This is a genomic window from Geitlerinema sp. CS-897 (genome assembly GCF_028368005.1).
Taxonomy (GTDB): domain Bacteria; phylum Cyanobacteriota; class Cyanobacteriia; order Cyanobacteriales; family Geitlerinemataceae; genus Baaleninema; species Baaleninema simplex.
Window position 1 is genome coordinate 1 of sequence record NZ_JAQNCQ010000255.1, and the last position, 15,321, is coordinate 15,321.

Annotated in this window: 15 protein-coding genes; 10 read left to right on the forward strand and 5 right to left on the reverse strand. The window is 53.6% G+C overall.

The genetic code is table 11. The features are described 5' to 3' along the window. Window positions 1-68: 68 nt before the first annotated feature. Both POG22_RS16205 and POG22_RS16210 read right to left on the reverse strand, forming a co-directional pair. Entirely contained in the window at window positions 69-881 is an 813-nt protein-coding gene (locus POG22_RS16205) for a GUN4 domain-containing protein (protein ID WP_498906401.1), read from the reverse strand. A 33-nt stretch (window positions 882-914) separates the two neighbouring features. Beyond that, on the reverse strand, window positions 915-1,280 hold the full coding sequence (locus POG22_RS16210; RefSeq protein WP_017660261.1) for a single-stranded DNA-binding protein: 366 nt from the start codon (window positions 1,278-1,280) through the stop codon (window positions 915-917). Between the two features lie 259 nt (window positions 1,281-1,539). Between POG22_RS16210 and POG22_RS16215 the strand changes: the two genes are divergently transcribed. The 10 genes from POG22_RS16215 (at window position 1,540) to POG22_RS16260 (ending at window position 10,146) form a co-directional block, all read left to right on the forward strand. Further along, window positions 1,540-2,547: a rod shape-determining protein gene (locus POG22_RS16215; protein ID WP_017660262.1), complete on the forward strand. Its 1,008-nt coding sequence runs from the start codon at window positions 1,540-1,542 to the stop codon at window positions 2,545-2,547. 20 nt (window positions 2,548-2,567) lie between these two features. After that, window positions 2,568-3,374 carry a rod shape-determining protein MreC gene (gene mreC, locus POG22_RS16220; protein ID WP_063717416.1) on the forward strand — a complete coding sequence of 269 codons (807 nt, stop codon included), beginning with the start codon at window positions 2,568-2,570 and terminating at the stop codon, window positions 3,372-3,374. Between the two features lie 64 nt (window positions 3,375-3,438). Further along, window positions 3,439-4,011, forward strand: coding sequence for a rod shape-determining protein MreD (gene mreD / locus POG22_RS16225; protein ID WP_063717415.1), 573 nt, complete (start codon window positions 3,439-3,441; stop codon window positions 4,009-4,011). Window positions 4,012-4,134: 123 nt separating this feature from the next. After that, window positions 4,135-4,818 (forward strand): Uma2 family endonuclease, encoded by a 684-nt coding sequence (locus tag POG22_RS16230; protein WP_063717414.1) that lies wholly within the window; start codon window positions 4,135-4,137, stop codon window positions 4,816-4,818. A 115-nt stretch (window positions 4,819-4,933) separates the two neighbouring features. Then, a complete protein-coding gene (locus tag POG22_RS16235; protein WP_063717413.1) occupies window positions 4,934-6,043 on the forward strand; it encodes an S-(hydroxymethyl)glutathione dehydrogenase/class III alcohol dehydrogenase in 1,110 nt (369 codons plus the stop codon). Window positions 6,044-6,364: 321 nt separating this feature from the next. Then, a complete protein-coding gene (fghA, locus tag POG22_RS16240; protein WP_498906404.1) occupies window positions 6,365-7,210 on the forward strand; it encodes an alpha/beta hydrolase family protein in 846 nt (281 codons plus the stop codon). 408 nt (window positions 7,211-7,618) lie between these two features. Continuing rightward, on the forward strand, window positions 7,619-7,993 hold the full coding sequence (locus POG22_RS16245) for a Pepco domain-containing protein (protein ID WP_498906406.1): 375 nt from the start codon (window positions 7,619-7,621) through the stop codon (window positions 7,991-7,993). A gap of 5 nt (window positions 7,994-7,998) precedes the next feature. After that, on the forward strand, window positions 7,999-9,486 hold the full coding sequence (locus tag POG22_RS16250) for a GUN4 domain-containing protein (protein ID WP_498906407.1): 1,488 nt from the start codon (window positions 7,999-8,001) through the stop codon (window positions 9,484-9,486). An 87-nt stretch (window positions 9,487-9,573) separates the two neighbouring features. Continuing rightward, a complete protein-coding gene (locus tag POG22_RS16255; RefSeq protein ID WP_498906409.1) occupies window positions 9,574-9,882 on the forward strand; it encodes a nucleotidyltransferase family protein in 309 nt (102 codons plus the stop codon). A 99-nt stretch (window positions 9,883-9,981) separates the two neighbouring features. Then, window positions 9,982-10,146, forward strand: a complete 165-nt coding sequence (locus POG22_RS16260; protein WP_498906410.1) for a hypothetical protein — start codon at window positions 9,982-9,984, stop codon at window positions 10,144-10,146. A 7-nt stretch (window positions 10,147-10,153) separates the two neighbouring features. On the opposite strand, the gene mfd is transcribed toward POG22_RS16260, so the two are convergent. From mfd to POG22_RS16275, 3 genes are all read right to left on the reverse strand, one after another. After that, complete coding sequence (gene mfd, locus POG22_RS16265; protein ID WP_498906411.1) at window positions 10,154-13,654, reverse strand: transcription-repair coupling factor; 3,501 nt, start codon at window positions 13,652-13,654, stop codon at window positions 10,154-10,156. 407 nt (window positions 13,655-14,061) lie between these two features. Then, window positions 14,062-14,610, reverse strand: a complete 549-nt coding sequence (locus POG22_RS16270; RefSeq protein ID WP_498906413.1) for a GUN4 domain-containing protein — start codon at window positions 14,608-14,610, stop codon at window positions 14,062-14,064. Between the two features lie 78 nt (window positions 14,611-14,688). Next, on the reverse strand, window positions 14,689-14,988 hold the full coding sequence (locus tag POG22_RS16275) for a hypothetical protein (protein ID WP_150128787.1): 300 nt from the start codon (window positions 14,986-14,988) through the stop codon (window positions 14,689-14,691). Between the last annotated feature and the right edge of the window lie 333 nt (window positions 14,989-15,321).

The following is a 15,321-nucleotide window of genomic DNA, read 5'->3' on the forward strand; positions in this document are numbered from 1 at the left end:
CTGGTGACTGGTGACTGGTGACTGGTGACTGGTGACTGGTGACTGGTGACTGGTGACTGAAACACTGTTCACTGTTCACTGTTCACTGTTCTCACCCCATCATCTGTTTCTGAAACTCGAGAAATCCAGGCGGCCAAACTCTCGGAGGCGGTACAGCGTCCGGTTCCGTAACAGGCTCGTTTTCGCCAGGCCAAGACGGGAAGATGACCGGCAAAGGTGTCGAGGGAATTGTCTAAGTCTTCGTAACGCTTCCAGTTTCCGGCGACTCGCCAACCGACGCGATCGCAAAATTCACTGTAGTTTTCGCCGCTTTCTGCCCAAATCTGCCCCTGGACGATCGCCCCGAAACGACCTTCGCTGTACGCGTACCACAAATTGTCGATCGTGTCAATATCGGTTTGAGGAAACGCGGCGATATCTTCGAGACGCAACCAACCTTCGAGGTCTCGTTGGGCGATCGCGAGAACGATCTCCCACGTCCAGAGGTCGGCTTCTTTCCAGCGGTGACGTTCTAAGAGGGCTGCGAGCGGTCGATAATCGACCCCGACATCCGAAGCCAGAGATATTCCGTCGTCGCCAGGAGTGAGCCAGTCTTCGAGACGAGACAGGGTGCGATCGATCTTGGGGAAATCGACATCGGCGACAGTTTGAATCAGCCAATCGAGTTGCTGGGCGAGATGCGATCGCTCTTGTCCGGCGAGGTCGAGTCGCGTTTCGAGGGGCGATCGCTGTCGTTCCCACATGGCTTTCGCCCATGCTAAATGAGTTGGCTGACGTCGCAAGGCTTCGAGGGAGGTGGGGGTTACGTCCCACCCGCAGACATCGCAGCACGCGACACTCTCTTCGTAAGGCGTTTGACAGATGGGACAGACCAACGACATAGAAACTTACCGTCTGAGGCGATCGCTCGACAGTTAAAACTCGTCGTCTTCGTAACTGTCTACCATGCTCGTATCGCGATCTTGCTTCGAGCCGAGGAGTTCCAGGCGATCGACGCGGATTACAGGTTTCGAGCGATCGGCGCCCGTATTGCGATCTTGCCAGCGATCGAATTTCAGCGATCCTTTCACGCCGATGAGACTGCCTTTGCGGACGTAGTTGATGGCGACTTCTGCCGTTTTACCCCATAACTCCAAATTAAACCAATCGGGTTTGTCGCTGTTGCGGCTTCTGCGATCGACCGCGAGGGGAAAATTACAGACGACACTTCCCGACTCGAAATAACGAGAATCGGGATCGGCCCCGACGCGACCCACCAGCGTTACGACATTGAGACTCATAAGACTTAAAATTTTGCGTGAGTTGAACGATACGTCAACTTCGATTATTACCCATTCGATCGCCGTCTGGCAAAGCTTTTGTAAATCGAACGGCGATCGAGAGATTTGACCGAGACACTAGACGGATCGAACAAAACGATATAGAATCCACCTCGGTAATCGTAAACTATTGCGATCGAATCGTAAACTAGAGCGTATTCGAGCTGGGAGGACGTAGGCGCGCGTGGGAATTTTAAGTCGCTTTTCACTCTCTAGAGACATGGGAATCGACCTGGGGACGGCAAACACCCTGGTCTATGTCTCTGGTAAAGGAATTGTCCTTCAAGAGCCGTCGGTCGTGGCGATCGACCAAGACGACAAACTCCCCTTAGCTGTGGGAGAGGAGGCCAAACAGATGCTCGGGCGCACGCCCGGCAACGTCGTCGCCCTGCGTCCGTTACGCGACGGTGTCATTGCCGATTTTGACACCGCCGAACTGATGCTCAAACACTTCATCAAACAAGTCCACGAAGGCCGTACCGGACTGGTCGCCCCTCGCATCGTCATCGGAATTCCGAGCGGTGTGACCGGCGTAGAACGTCGTGCCGTCATGGACGCAGCTATCCAAGCCGGAGCGAGGGACGTGCGCCTGATCGACGAACCCATCGCGGCAGCGATCGGTGCCGGATTGCCCGTGGCCGAGCCGACGGGGAACATGATCGTCGATATTGGCGGTGGAACCACTGAAGTCGCCGTCCTCAGCTTGCAAGGAATCGTATTGAGCGAGTCCGTGCGCGTCGCCGGAGACGAACTGAGCGACTCGATCGTGCAGTACATGAAAAAAGTCCACAACCTCGTCATCGGGGAACGGACGGCTGAAGAAATCAAAATTCAAGTGGGATCGGCCTATCCCACCGACGAAGACGATGTCGTGATGGACGTGCGAGGCTTGCACCTGCTATCCGGTTTACCGCGTACCGTCACCATCAAAGGCCCCGAAATTCGCGAAAGTATGTCCGAGCCGCTGTCGGTCATTGTCGAAGCCGTCAAACGCACCTTAGAACGAACGCCGCCAGAACTGGCCGCCGACATTATCGATCGCGGCATTATGCTCGCCGGAGGCGGTGCTTTGCTTAAAGGACTCGACACCCTCATCGGTCACGAAACGGGAATCGTCACCCACGTTGCAGCAGACCCTTTAAGCTGTGTAGTTCTGGGAACCGGACGAGTACTGGAAAACTTCAAGCAGCTCGAGCGGGTCTTCCGAGGTCGCTCTCGCACCATGTAAGAGAGTAGGAGAAATAACCTTTGTTCGTCTTGCGTCGTTGGTGGGAACGATACGGTACGCTGGCACTTGTCGCGGCGGCGTCCCTGGGCATGGCGGTGGCCTTCAAACACACAGATGGCGCCGTGGTTTTCGAGCTGTACCAACGCATCTCTCGCCCCTTTCAAGCCGATCCCGATCGGCAACACGAACTGGTCAACGCCAGAATTCGGGAATTGCAGCAGCGGTTGGCCGAAGTGGAGCAGGAAAACCAGCGTCTCCAAGAACTGCTCGATTACAAACCCCAAAGTACGGGAGAGCCGATTTTCGCCCCCGTTGTCGGACGCAGTGCCGATCGTTGGTGGCAACACGCCTTGTTAGGTCGAGGTCGCCAAGACGGAATCGAAACCGACCACGTCGTAATGGCGTCGGGGGGGTTAGTCGGCCGAGTTATTAGCGTCACCGACAGTTCCAGTCGTATCCTGCTGGTTAGCGATGCCAGCTCTCGCGTGGGGGTGACGGTGACGCGATCGCGGGCGATGGGCGTCCTGCGAGGGAAAGGCTCGAACACTGCCGTCTTGGAGTTTTTCGAGAAATTGCCCGACGTGCGCGAAGGCGATGCGATCGCCACATCCACCTACAGTCAGCGGTTTCCCTCAAAAGTGCCAGTCGGAACCGTCGTGTCTGTCAATCTCAACGCCAGTCCTGCCCCTCAAGCGGAAATCGAACTGTCAGCCCCCTTAGCGGCACTCGAATGGGTCGTGGTCTATCCCGAACCGTCGAAACCCCTTCCAGAAGGTGCTGCCGAACCGATCGAAGACGACGTTGAAGAAGTCGAACTCGTCGATTGAGAGATGGGTGTGAGACACTGTTGAGAGAGAGACTGTCGTAATGCAACACTGCGTTTCCTCCTAAATGGCAAACACGCGATCGATGCTGGGTTGGCACGCCTTCTCGCGCAGAGCATTAAACTGGGCGGTTACGATCGCCTCGGTAGTGTTGTGTCTGTTGTTGCTCCCGACGCGGTTTCCCGGAATGGAACTGTTTGGCATCGCCCCCAACTGGTTGTTGATTTGGGTCGTCGCCTGGAGCATCAAGCGATCGATGTGGGAAGGAGCTGTAGCTGGCATCGTGTTGGGGTTGTTGCAAGACGGCATGACGGCGGACGTACCGACACGGGCGATAAGTTTGGCCGTAGTGGGAATGCTCACCGCTCGGTTACAAAAGCAGCGTTACATTCAAGAAGATTTTATTTCTGTGGCGTTGATCGTCTTCGGAATGTCTGTTTTAGCCGATACGATAACTGCCATTCAATTTAGTTGGTACAGCCTGCGACTGCCCGACAATTCAGTGTTTTTTACCATTGAAGAAGTTTGGGATTACTATCAGCAAGTCGCTCTCGCCTCGGCGGTATTGAGTAGCTTGTGGGGCCCCGTTTTATATTATCCCCTCAACCATTGGTGGGAACGGCAACGAGAGCGATCTTGAGAAAAGGTAAGACAGACGAGGGAAAAAAGAGCAAAAGACGAGAACCGGGCGATGGGAAGTCTTCTCAGTTTCGATCGCGTTAAGATCGAGGCGATCGCCCCTCACGCCTCGGAGAAATTGAGTATGGTTTCCCCAACTGAACCTCAAACCAAAACACCAACAAAACCTATCATCTACCCCGACAGCGACGGCAAACCCATGGCCGACAATACCCTTCAATTTCGCTGGATCGTCACCATCAAAGAAAATCTCGAACTGATTTTCGCCGACAATCCCGAGGTTTTCGTCGCCGGAGATTTACTCTGGTATCCCGTAGAAGGAAACAACAAATTGCGCGTCGCTCCCGATGTTATGGTGGCGTTCGGACGACCGAAAGGGGAGCGCGGCTCTTACAAACAATGGTGTGAAAACGACATTGCGCCGCAAGTGGTGTTTGAAATTCTTTCCCCCGGAAACACCCTCAAAGAGATGACGCGCAAAGAACATTTTTACGATAATTTCGGCGTTGAAGAGTATTACATTTACGACCCGGATAAAAACGAATTCATGGGTTTAATTCGGGGGGAATCTCGCCTGGAAATCATCGAAGACCTTGACGGATGGACGAGTCCGCGTTTGGGAATTCGTTTCGAGTTGGGCGAAGACGAGTTAACCTTGTATCGTCCTGACGGCTCCGAGTTTGAGAGTTTGCAGCAAATTCAGGTGCGTTTGAATGCAGTGCAAGCCGAACGAGATGCGGTGCAAGCGAAAGCCGATCGCCTCGCCGAAAAATTGCGAGAGTTAGGGGTCGATCCCGACGAACTGTAGGAGCGATCGCCGTTTCCCACAAAACCCGACTCGTCAAATTTTCCCCTTTTCACAAGACCGTTGCCCGATACTTCGATAAAATTTGGCTGGTTCGCCGTTTAGAGAAAAAATCGTTATGGATGTACGGGCAGCAGTGGCATGGGAGGCGGGAAAGCCTCTGAGCATCGAAACCGTCCGACTCGAAGGGCCCAAAGCCGGAGAGGTGATGGTGGAAATCAAAGCAACCGGCGTCTGTCACACGGACGCTTACACCCTCTCGGGTGCCGATCCCGAAGGCTTGTTTCCCGCCATTCTCGGCCACGAAGGCGCGGGGGTTGTGGTAGAAGTGGGGCCGGAGGTGAAAAGCCTCAAACCGGGCGATCGCGTCATTCCCCTCTACACCCCAGAATGTCGTGAGTGTAAGTTCTGTCTCAGCGGCAAAACCAACCTCTGCCAAGCTATTCGCAGCACTCAAGGCAAGGGCGTAATGCCCGACGGAACCAGCCGTTTTTCCCTCAACGGCAAAAAAATCCATCACTACATGGGAACCTCTACCTTCGCCAATTTCACCGTGTTACCGGAAATCGCAGTGGCGAAAATTCGCGACGATGCGCCGTTCGATAAAGCCTGTTTGATTGGCTGCGGCGTCACCACTGGCGTCGGGGCTGTCATCAACACCGCCAAAGTCGAACCGGGTTCCAACGTGGTGGTTTTCGGACTCGGCGGAATCGGCTTGAACGTAATTCAAGGCGCGCGAATGGTGGGCGCCGACAAGATTATCGGCGTCGATCTCAACCCGGACAAACGTGTCCTCGCCGAACAATTTGGCATGACGCATTTCGTCAATCCCAAGGAAGTTGACGACGTGGTGGCGCATATTATCGAACTCACCGACGGCGGTGCCGATTACAGCTTCGAGTGCATCGGAAACGTCAACGTGATGCGTCAGGCGTTGGAATGCTGTCACAAAGGCTGGGGCGAATCGATTATCATCGGCGTCGCGGGTGCGGGACAAGAAATCAGTACCCGTCCGTTCCAGTTGGTGACGGGGCGCGTTTGGCGAGGAACGGCGTTCGGTGGGGCAAAAGGCCGCCGCGACGTGCCGAAAATCGTCGATTGGTACATGGACGGGAAAATCGATATCGATAGTCTGGTGACGAACGTAGTCCCCCTCGAACGGATTAACGAGGCGTTCGATTTGATGCACGAGGGGAAAGCGATTCGGACAGTGGTTACGTTCCCGTAGGTTTGCTTCGTTGCGTTGCGTTACGGCGGAAGCGATCGAGCGATCGATGTTTCCGAAACCATTTCGCCGACATTTCTATGGATTTCCCGTGGCATCTACCGATTCATGTCCCGGTAGGGGGCGGTGCGTGACGCGGTAATACCACATTGACGGGATTTCAGCCACATTTCCCGACCGCACGCGTCACGCACCCTTGTATGTGGGCGGTGTACATTGTCGGTGCGTGACGATTTCTCGGTCTCACGATCGATACCCTATTTTTCAAGTCACGCACCCTACGGAACACCTTATTTATCATTCTGGATTGAATTTATCGACCTTATGTCTCTGACGCTCAGAAGCCAAAGTCGTTGTTTTGACGGAACGACGCAGTTTTACAGCCATCCGTCCGCCACCTGTCACGCCGAAATGCGCTTTTCGCTGTATCTCCCGCCGCAAGCGGAAACCGAACGGGTTCCGGTTCTTTACTGGCTGTCGGGACTCACCTGCACGGAGGAAAATTTTATGACCAAAGCGGGAGCGCAACGGTATGCGGCGGAATATGGCTTGATATTAGTCGCACCGGATACCAGTCCTCGGAATTTGGGGCTAACGGGGGAGGATGAAGACTGGGATTTCGGTTCTGGGGCGGGGTTCTACGTGGATGCAACTCAGGAACCCTGGAACCGACACTATCAGATGTACAGCTATGTCACGGAAGAACTCCCGGCGTTGGTGGCGGAAGCGTTTCCGGTGGATACTTCCCGTCAGAGTGTGTTCGGCCATTCGATGGGCGGTCACGGGGCGCTCGTCTGTGCGCTTCGCAATCCCTCGCGATATCAGTCTGTGTCGGCGTTTGCGCCCATTGCAGCCCCGATGCGCTGTCCTTGGGGCGAAAAGGCATTTCGCGGCTATCTGGGCGGAAATCGGCAGGATTGGAAGCTGTACGATGCCAGCGAGTTGGTGGCCTCGTCCGGTTGGAACCGTCCGATTTTAATCGACCAAGGAGAGGCGGATTCGTTTTTGAGTCAGGGTCAGTTGTTACCGGAAGTCTTCGAGGACGCCTGTAAAGCTGCGGGGGTCGAGGTGCAGTTGCGCCGTCAGCCGGGATACGACCACAGTTATTATTTCATGGCGACGTTTATGGAAGACCACGTGCGCTATCACGCCGCCGCGTTGGGACGATGAGGCGTAGGGTGCGTGACTTGAAAAATCGGGTGTCGATCGTGAGACCGAGAAATCGTCACGCACCGCCAATGTACACCGCCAACATACAAGGGTGTGTTACACGGACGTGAAAATGCGAACGAAGTCCGATTCATGGGTTTCCCGAATCAACACCAACACTGCACCCAATTGTGACATCACAACATCCAACCGTGACGGGTGTTGTGATGTCGTGCTATTAGTGGAATTAAAGGGGTGCATTTCAAGTTCGTAGAAAAACCCCTCCGCCTTCGGCACCTCCCCTTAGCAAGGGGAGGATAGGTGGGGTTGCGATCGCCAAAATGAGATGCACCCAATTAAAGGGATATTTTGGCGTTTTGGAGAGAATCGAACGCCACGAAGTCAACTGAGCCACTTGGGGAAAACCTCATGTCAATGGAAACCCAACGAGGAATCTGGATTGTCGTTTCGGACGAGGTAGAGGACAAAGCCGAAGAAGACGGTGGAAGAGGGATTGAAGATATTGGCGCAGATTACGATCGCTACGAATATCACGAAAAGCGATCGCCCAGTTCGACAAAACCCATTTACGTCAGTGCCAGCGATTTGAAAGAGAAAGTTGGTGAGTTTTTGGAAGTGATTGAAGAAGCGTTCGATCGCGCCAATCGCTCTCAATTTAATATGCAACTCGACGAACTGAAATTGTCCGTTGAAATTAACGGCAAAGGACAAGTCAGCTTGCTCGGAACCGGTGGAGAAACGGGTGGGAAAGGAGCGATCGAACTCAAGTTCAAACGCAAGTAAGAGCGATGGCTAGAAACTGGGCGATGTGCGTCGGGATCGATGGATACGACAGCCTACCGAGGTTGAAGTACGCACGGCGAGATGCAGAATTGATGCGAGATTACTTTCTCCAAGAAGCAAGATTCGAGAACGTGTATCTGTTTACCGATAATTCGCCCGATATTCTTGATACGGGTCAACCCTTTTCGTCTCAACCCACCTATGGCAAGTTGAGGCGATTTTTAAGAACGCGGTTTAACCAGCCGTTTTTGGGATCTGGCGATAATTTTTGGTTTTTCTACAGCGGTCACGGATTGCGCCACGGCGATCGCGATTACCTGATGCCCTCTGATGCCGATCCACATCCTGACGGCGTAGAAGATACCGCACTTCCGCTCCATTGGGTAACAGAACGGTTGCGACGCTGCGGTGCAGATAACGTCGTGTTGGTATTAGATGCCTGTCGAGACGAGCAAAATGCCAAAGGGTTAGGGATTGGCGAGGAAAAACAGAAAGGCGTAATTACGCTGAATTCGTGCAGTCCGGCGGAACGTTCCTACGAAATCGACGACATTCAGCAAGGTGCGTTTACCTATGCGTTGTTAGAAGCGTTGCGAATTCAAGGAGAAGGAAACTGCGCCACCGTCGAACGGTTGGATCGACGATTGCGCTATCGCGTCAGCGAAATCGCTCAAAGGTATTGCAAACCCAGACAGACGCCGTATGCTATTGTCGAACCCGCGACGAAATACCATTTGATCTTATTGCCGAAGCAAGCCACGCTTCAGGATATTGCCACGCTCCGAGAAGACGCACAAGAGGCCGAACTTGAGGGCAACTGCGAACTGGCGGAGCAGCTATGGACGAGGGTTTTGGCTGTTTCTCCTGCCGATCTGAGAGCGTTGAAGGCACTGAAGCGAATTTGGAGTAAAGCGAGTATATCATCACCCCAACCTCAACCGACATCGAGCAGTCGATCGCGATCGGTTTCTCCTCAACCTGAAACCCAGGAAGTCGAACTCAAAAGTGAAAGAGGGGTGGACTACACCCGCTTGCGCGATCTTCTAGCAGCAGGAAAGTGGAAAGAAGCTGACCAGGAAACCGCCAAGGTTATGCTTCAAGCTGCTAACCGGGAGGAAGCAGGGTATTTGCGAGTAGAAGATATCGATCGCTTCCCCTGTGCTGACCTGCGTACTATCGACCGACTTTGGGTGAAGTACAGCAACGGACAATTTGGCTTCAGCGTTCAGAAGGAAATTTATCAAAGTCTGGGCGGCACGAGAGACTACAATGAAAAAATCTGGGACGCTTTTGGCGACCGTGTAGGTTGGCGTGATAAGGAGAGATGGTTGTACTACAAGGACTTAACCTTTGACCTTAAAGCTACTGTGGGACACCTCCCTGTTCCGAACGTGAACGTGACTGGGGGTAATAGAATCCCTTTGGTTGGATCTCTTGGTGTAATGGTGGATTTCTCTTCTTTCGCATCGAGACTTGTGAAGTGTAACATATAAGAACTACAAGATTTTTTTAAGATTCGATATCGCCTCATTTTCTACATACCTAAAAAAGTTAAAAATTTTTGTTAACCCGTCAAATTCATGCGATCCTCACCAACTCTCGATCGCCTATTCGATCGCCTACGCCAAATCCTACCCGAACTCAAAGAACGCTACGGCATTACTCAAATCGGCGTGTTCGGTTCCTACGTGCGCGGCGAACAAACCCCGAACAGCGATCTCGATATCCTCGTTGAATTCCACTCCGATCGCCGTTTTGGCCTTTTCACGTTTTGCGAACTCGAAAACCAACTGAACGATCGCCTCGGCGTCAAAGTCGATTTGGTGATAAAAAAAGGACTCAAACCCCGAATCGGCGATCGCATTCTTTCTGAGGTTCAATACCTATAACTCAACAGAAAATAATTCAAGCGAACATTAAATTGCCTCGAGATTTGTGCGGCTTTCGGCGTTCCTGAAGTCTGGCGGTACGATGGGGAAAGTTTAACCATGTATTGCTTAACAAACGGGGAATATCGCCAACAGGAAAACTCAACGGTTTTACCGCTGTTAAATTGCAGCAAAATTCTGAATTTTTTAAACGCCAGTCAAACCCAGGGCGAAACCCGTTTAATTCGAGAGTTTCGCCGATCGATAAGCGATCGCATCCAATAAGCGATCGCTACTCCACTAACGCCGCGATCGCCACCTCGGACTGCTTCTCCAACGCCGGAGACATGGCGTCCAACCACTGAATCAAACTGTCGAGTTGCTTGTCCGGCGACAACACCCCCAACCCGCGCACCGTCACCTTCCCCGACGCATAGACAAACCGCGAGTGCAGGTGTGACGGTAAATGTTCCTTCAATAACTTCCACGCCGGTTCTTCCATCGGCGTTTCTAATACCACGTGTTGCTTCCCTTCCGGCTTGATGCGAGAAAACCCCAGTTTCTTGGCGATTTGCTTGAGTTCCATCACCCGCAACAACTGACTGACCCCCTTCGGTAGCGGCCCGTAACAATCTCGCCAGTCGGCGGCGATCTGTCCCAACTCTTCGGAAGATTGGGCGGTGGCGACGCTGCGATACGCACTCATCTTGCGATCGATATCTCGAATGTAATCGCTGGGAATAAACGCCGTCAGGTTGAGGTCGATTTGCGTGTCGTCCACTTTGGGAATTTCCTGACCTTGGATTTCCTGAATCTCCTCTTGCAACATCTCCATATATAAATCGAAGCCGATCGCGTTCATCTGACCCGACTGTTCCGCCCCGAGGAGATTTCCCACGCCGCGAATTTCCATATCGCGCACCGCCAGTTGATATCCCGACCCCAACTGGCTGAATTCCTGCAACGCCCGCAACCGCTTCTGTGCGGCGTCAGAGAGTTTCGATCGCCGACTGTAAAACAACCACGCATGGGCTTGAATTCCCGCCCGTCCCACGCGACCGCGCAATTGGTACAGTTGAGACAATCCGAAGCGATGGGCGTCTTCGATCAAAATCGTGTTGACGCGGGGAATGTCCAACCCGGACTCGACGATGGTGGTACAAACCAAAACGTCTGCTTCCCCGGAACTGAAGCCCAACATCACCGATTCCAATTCCGAGGCGTCCATTTGACCGTGGGCGATCGAGATGCGGGCGTTGGGAACCATTTCCCGAATTTGCGCTGAAGTTTCCTCGATTCCTTCGACACGGGGCACCACGTAAAACACCTGTCCGCCGCGATCGAGTTCCTGACAAACTGCACTTCTGACCGTTTCCCATTCAAACGGGGCTAAATGGGTTTTAATAGGGCGGCGAGAGGGCGGTGGCGTCGTAATCAAACTCATCTCGCGAATTCCCGACAGAGACATATATAAGGTGCGAGGAATCGGCGTCGCCGTCAGCGTCAAGACATCCACCTGAGTTTTGAGAGATTTAATTTTCTCTTTCTGCGTGACGCCGAACCGCTGTTCTTCGTCTACCACCAACAGCCCCAAATCCTTGAATTTGATGGTTTTCCCCAGCAGGCGATGGGTTCCCACCACCACGTCTAACTCACCCGTGGTCAACCTTTGCGAAATGGCTTTGCGTTCCTCGGCGGTGCGGAAGCGGTTGAGTAACCCCACTTGAATCGGGTAGGGGGCGAAGCGTTCTTTGAGGGTGTGGTAGTGTTGCTGGGTGAGAATGGTCGTCGGGGCTAGAAGTGCCACTTGTTTTCCGGCGGTGATGGCTTTGAAAATCGCCCGAATCGCGACTTCGGTTTTCCCAAACCCCACGTCGCCGCACACGAGGCGGTCCATCGGGCGATCGCTCTCCATATCCCGTTTGACATCTTGGGTCGCTTTGAGTTGATCGGGGGTGGGTTGGTAGGGAAAGGAATCTTCGAGTTCCTGTTGCCAAGGGGCGTCGATCGGATAGGCGAACCCCTGTTGTTGCGATCGCTGGGCGTAGAGTTTCAGCAAATCGACGGCGACTTTTTTGACGGCTTTGCGAACTTTGTTTTTGGTGCGTTCCCAGGTTTTCCCCGACATTTTGTGGAGTTGGGGGCGTCCGCTTCCCGTGTGGCGATAGCGAGAGAGTAAGTTCACGCGATCGGCGGCCACGCGCAGGATGCCGTCGGCGTATTTCAACACCAAATATTCGCGAGTTTCGCGGTTGACGGTGAGGCTTTCGAGTTTGACGAACTGACCGACGCCGTGGTTTTTGTGAACGACGTAATCCCCCGGTTGCAGTTGGTTGGGATCGACTTGTTTGGAGGCGGCCCGGCGGCGTTTGCGAACGTAACTGGGGGTAGCCAGGGCGTGCTGGCCGAAAAATTCGCGATCGGTAACGACCACCAGGCGCAGGGTGGGGAGGATGAAGCCTTCGAGTTCGGCTTGGCCGGAGTATTTGAGGGCGACGGGGGTATGTTGGATTTGCAGTCGCCCGATGGCGGGAAAGTCTTTGGGGTTGGGGACGAACTGGGCGGGACAGTCGTGTTCTTGGAGAAGGGCGACGGTGCGACTGGGTTGGGCGGAGACGAGGAAAATGGAGAAACCGCGATCGCGTTCGCCCCGGAGAATCTCAGCGAGTTTGGCGAATTGGTGCGGCGTGACGGGTAGGGGACGATTGGCGAGATCGGTTCCGCCCGAGTCCGTTTCGACCAGTTCGGACAACTCCACCCGTAGGAAGCGATCGCCCTCGGCCAAACAGTCGTCGAAGCTGCGATGTAACGGTTTGAGGGCGGGGAAACTCTGGCGGTGGAGAATAAATTCCTGTTGGGCGTGTTCGGCCCAGCGATCGCAGTGGGCGCGACAGGCTTCCGGTTCGTCGAGGGCTAAGAGGGCGTTTTCGGGGAGGTAGTCCAGCAAACAAGCGGGTTTGTCGAAGGCAACTCCCAACAGAGCGGCTTTGGTTAAGTTTTCTGGGATTTCCTCCTCCTCGATAGAAACCGCCGTTCCGAAACTCGTTGGCGTTACCACACATTGGGGGATTTTGTCAAGCGATCGCTGGCTGCCGGGGTCGAATTCCCGCATTTTTTCCAACTCGTCCCCGAAAAACTCCAACCGTACCGGAAGTTCTGCCGAAACCGGGAACAAATCCACAATATCGCCGCGACGACTCCACTGGCCTTCTGTTTCGACCAAAGACACCCGTTCGTATCCCAACTCGGCCAGGCGCGTCGAGAGGGTTTTGAGGTCGAGTTCCATCCCCGGCTGTAGCGTCTGACAGAGAGATGCGAACACCTCTGGCGGGGGAAGGTGGGGTTGTAACGCCCGTTGGGTGGCGACGATGGCAATTCTCGAAGACGCGTCGCTGCGAACGAGATCGGACAACACCTGCATTTGTCCCCAGGTCATTTCGTCCGATCCCTCGGGGCGCTTACCTTCTAAAACTCCGTCGAGCCTGTCGTAGGGCGAGGCTTCGGTGGTGGGATAAAACAGGACGGTTTGCCAGTCCATTTCCGCCAGTTGCGCCGCCCAGCGTCCAGCTTCTTCGAGGGTGGCGGCGACCACACAGAGCGGTTGCGACGAGGGAGTTTGGGACGACGAGGGCTTATCGCTTCCGAGTTCGGCGGCCAGGGCTGATGTGACGAGACCTTTGGGAAATCGCGGAATCCCGTCGAGTTTCAAGCAGCCGTCCCGCAAAAGACGGCCGTGGAGTTCGCGGGTGAGTTGGGTTTGTGCGAGGGTGCGGACGATGGACGAAAAAGCCATAACCTAGGGAGTCGATCGAGTTGGAGTTTCACCGATCTTTACATTCTAAAAGTTTTACCGCGATCGCGGGTAAACTTGCCTAGAGGCTTGGGGTTACTGTTTCAGACGATCCCTTCAAGGTCACGGATACTCTATCCTTTTGCAATCGACTGGGTTTCAAGAGGTCTTCACCACAGAGACACAGAGGCCACAGAGAGGGGCTTGTTGGGTTGGCAAAACCACTGTTTGAGAGTCAGATTCTGTCAGAACAACCGCATTCACTCCATGTGTAGGGTGGGCAATGCCCACCGACCTCTACCTTTAGTGTGGGTAAGGCTTAATCGCGTAAGTCCAGTCTGTAAGAAAGCCCGCCCCGTCCCTGAAAGGCTCGGCTGCGGGAGAGTTTGTCTGTCGTTCGTCGAGTCGCACTAGCGTTTGCAGGTCTCGACACGAGCGAAAAATTCGACCGCTTCAAATCCGCTCCACACCAAATCTCCCTCAACCCGCACGACGGGAAGATGCCCGACGGGAGCGCTGAGATCGAATGTTAAATCGTCATAAAGCAACCACTCACCTCCTTCCCGCCAGCCGACGCGAGCTTCAAACGTCTCCCAGAGTTCTTCACTGTACTCGCTCGTGTCGGCCGCCAGACTTCGGTAAATGTCCGCTTGAACGCTAAAGCCAAAGCGGCCGCCACTGTACTCGACCCAGAGGCGATCGAGGTGTTGGAGATCCGGACAGGAAAACCGAGCGATTTCAGGGGACAGAACCCCGCCACTACCATCGAGATCGCCCACTTCGCGCATCAGCCTCGCAGTTTCGCCATCAGCCTCGCGCCATTGTCTCGAGTACAATTGGTTTTCGAGTTGGGTGTAATCGGCTTTCAATCGAGCGTTGGCGTCCGGCCTCGTTTTTTCAGACGAATTCCCCTGGGATATGGTGACGAGAACGGCGATCGCCAACAGTATAATTCCCACCCTACCTGCGAGTTGACGACGATCGAATCGAAACTGAGTGGTTTTCACGCTTTTGTAAGACGCTGATGCGAGATCTGTTTACGCCATCACTTCGGGCTTAACAGTTTCTCCAAGTACTCGATCGACAACGGCTGTCAAAATCAATCCCGCCACTTCAAGCACTTCTGCCGACCAGATCCATTCAACACCCGCGCGGCCGCTCACCATCACGAGCCGACCTTCAAATTCATCGAGATGCAGTTCCTGAAGCTCGGGCGGTTGAGCAACTTGCATATCCATCGACGTTAGCCGAAAATACGTTCCAGCCTCCGATACGGGTAACAGAACTTTGAAATGTCCGGCTTCGACTTTGCCCAGATATTGGTGGTAAGAATTCATGTCGATCTGCTCCTCAAGTAACTTTTTTACATACCGATACTCGGGAAAAAGCATAAAGAAAGTACTCAAAAAAATACTTTTTCCTTAAATGCTTGAAATCAAAGACAATTTAGTCTATATTTTAATTTTATCGGCTCTCAGAAAGACGATTTACAATCTACAATATTTTCAATAAAACCACAAAAAACTTAACTAGGGCTTGCTGAAAAGAAGTGAAAAGCTTACGACGTAAGGCTTAGAGGAGTCTTGACATGGCTTCGAGAACCCGAAAAAGAGGTAAAATTGGAAATTCCTGTGCATCCGGCAAGAAAAAATGTATCAAAAATCACAAAA

Bases quoted from the DNA above. Each gene is read 5' to 3' on its own strand.
- POG22_RS16230 (WP_063717414.1), top strand. From the start codon at position 4,135: ATGGTTTCCCCAACTGAACCTCAAACCAAAACACCAACAAAACCTATC.
- mfd (WP_498906411.1), bottom strand. From the start codon at position 13,654: ATGGCTTTTTCGTCCATCGTCCGCACCCTCGCACAAACCCAACTCACC.
- POG22_RS16245 (WP_498906406.1), top strand. From the start codon at position 7,619: ATGTCAATGGAAACCCAACGAGGAATCTGGATTGTCGTTTCGGACGAG.
- mreD (WP_063717415.1), top strand. From the start codon at position 3,439: ATGGCAAACACGCGATCGATGCTGGGTTGGCACGCCTTCTCGCGCAGA.
- POG22_RS16250 (WP_498906407.1), top strand. From the start codon at position 7,999: ATGGCTAGAAACTGGGCGATGTGCGTCGGGATCGATGGATACGACAGC.
- POG22_RS16215 (WP_017660262.1), top strand. From the start codon at position 1,540: ATGGGAATCGACCTGGGGACGGCAAACACCCTGGTCTATGTCTCTGGT.
- fghA (WP_498906404.1), top strand. From the start codon at position 6,365: ATGTCTCTGACGCTCAGAAGCCAAAGTCGTTGTTTTGACGGAACGACG.
- POG22_RS16235 (WP_063717413.1), top strand. From the start codon at position 4,934: ATGGATGTACGGGCAGCAGTGGCATGGGAGGCGGGAAAGCCTCTGAGC.
- POG22_RS16260 (WP_498906410.1), top strand. From the start codon at position 9,982: ATGTATTGCTTAACAAACGGGGAATATCGCCAACAGGAAAACTCAACG.
- POG22_RS16205 (WP_498906401.1), bottom strand. From the start codon at position 881: ATGTCGTTGGTCTGTCCCATCTGTCAAACGCCTTACGAAGAGAGTGTC.
- POG22_RS16255 (WP_498906409.1), top strand. From the start codon at position 9,574: ATGCGATCCTCACCAACTCTCGATCGCCTATTCGATCGCCTACGCCAA.
- POG22_RS16210 (WP_017660261.1), bottom strand. From the start codon at position 1,280: ATGAGTCTCAATGTCGTAACGCTGGTGGGTCGCGTCGGGGCCGATCCC.
- POG22_RS16275 (WP_150128787.1), bottom strand. From the start codon at position 14,988: ATGAATTCTTACCACCAATATCTGGGCAAAGTCGAAGCCGGACATTTC.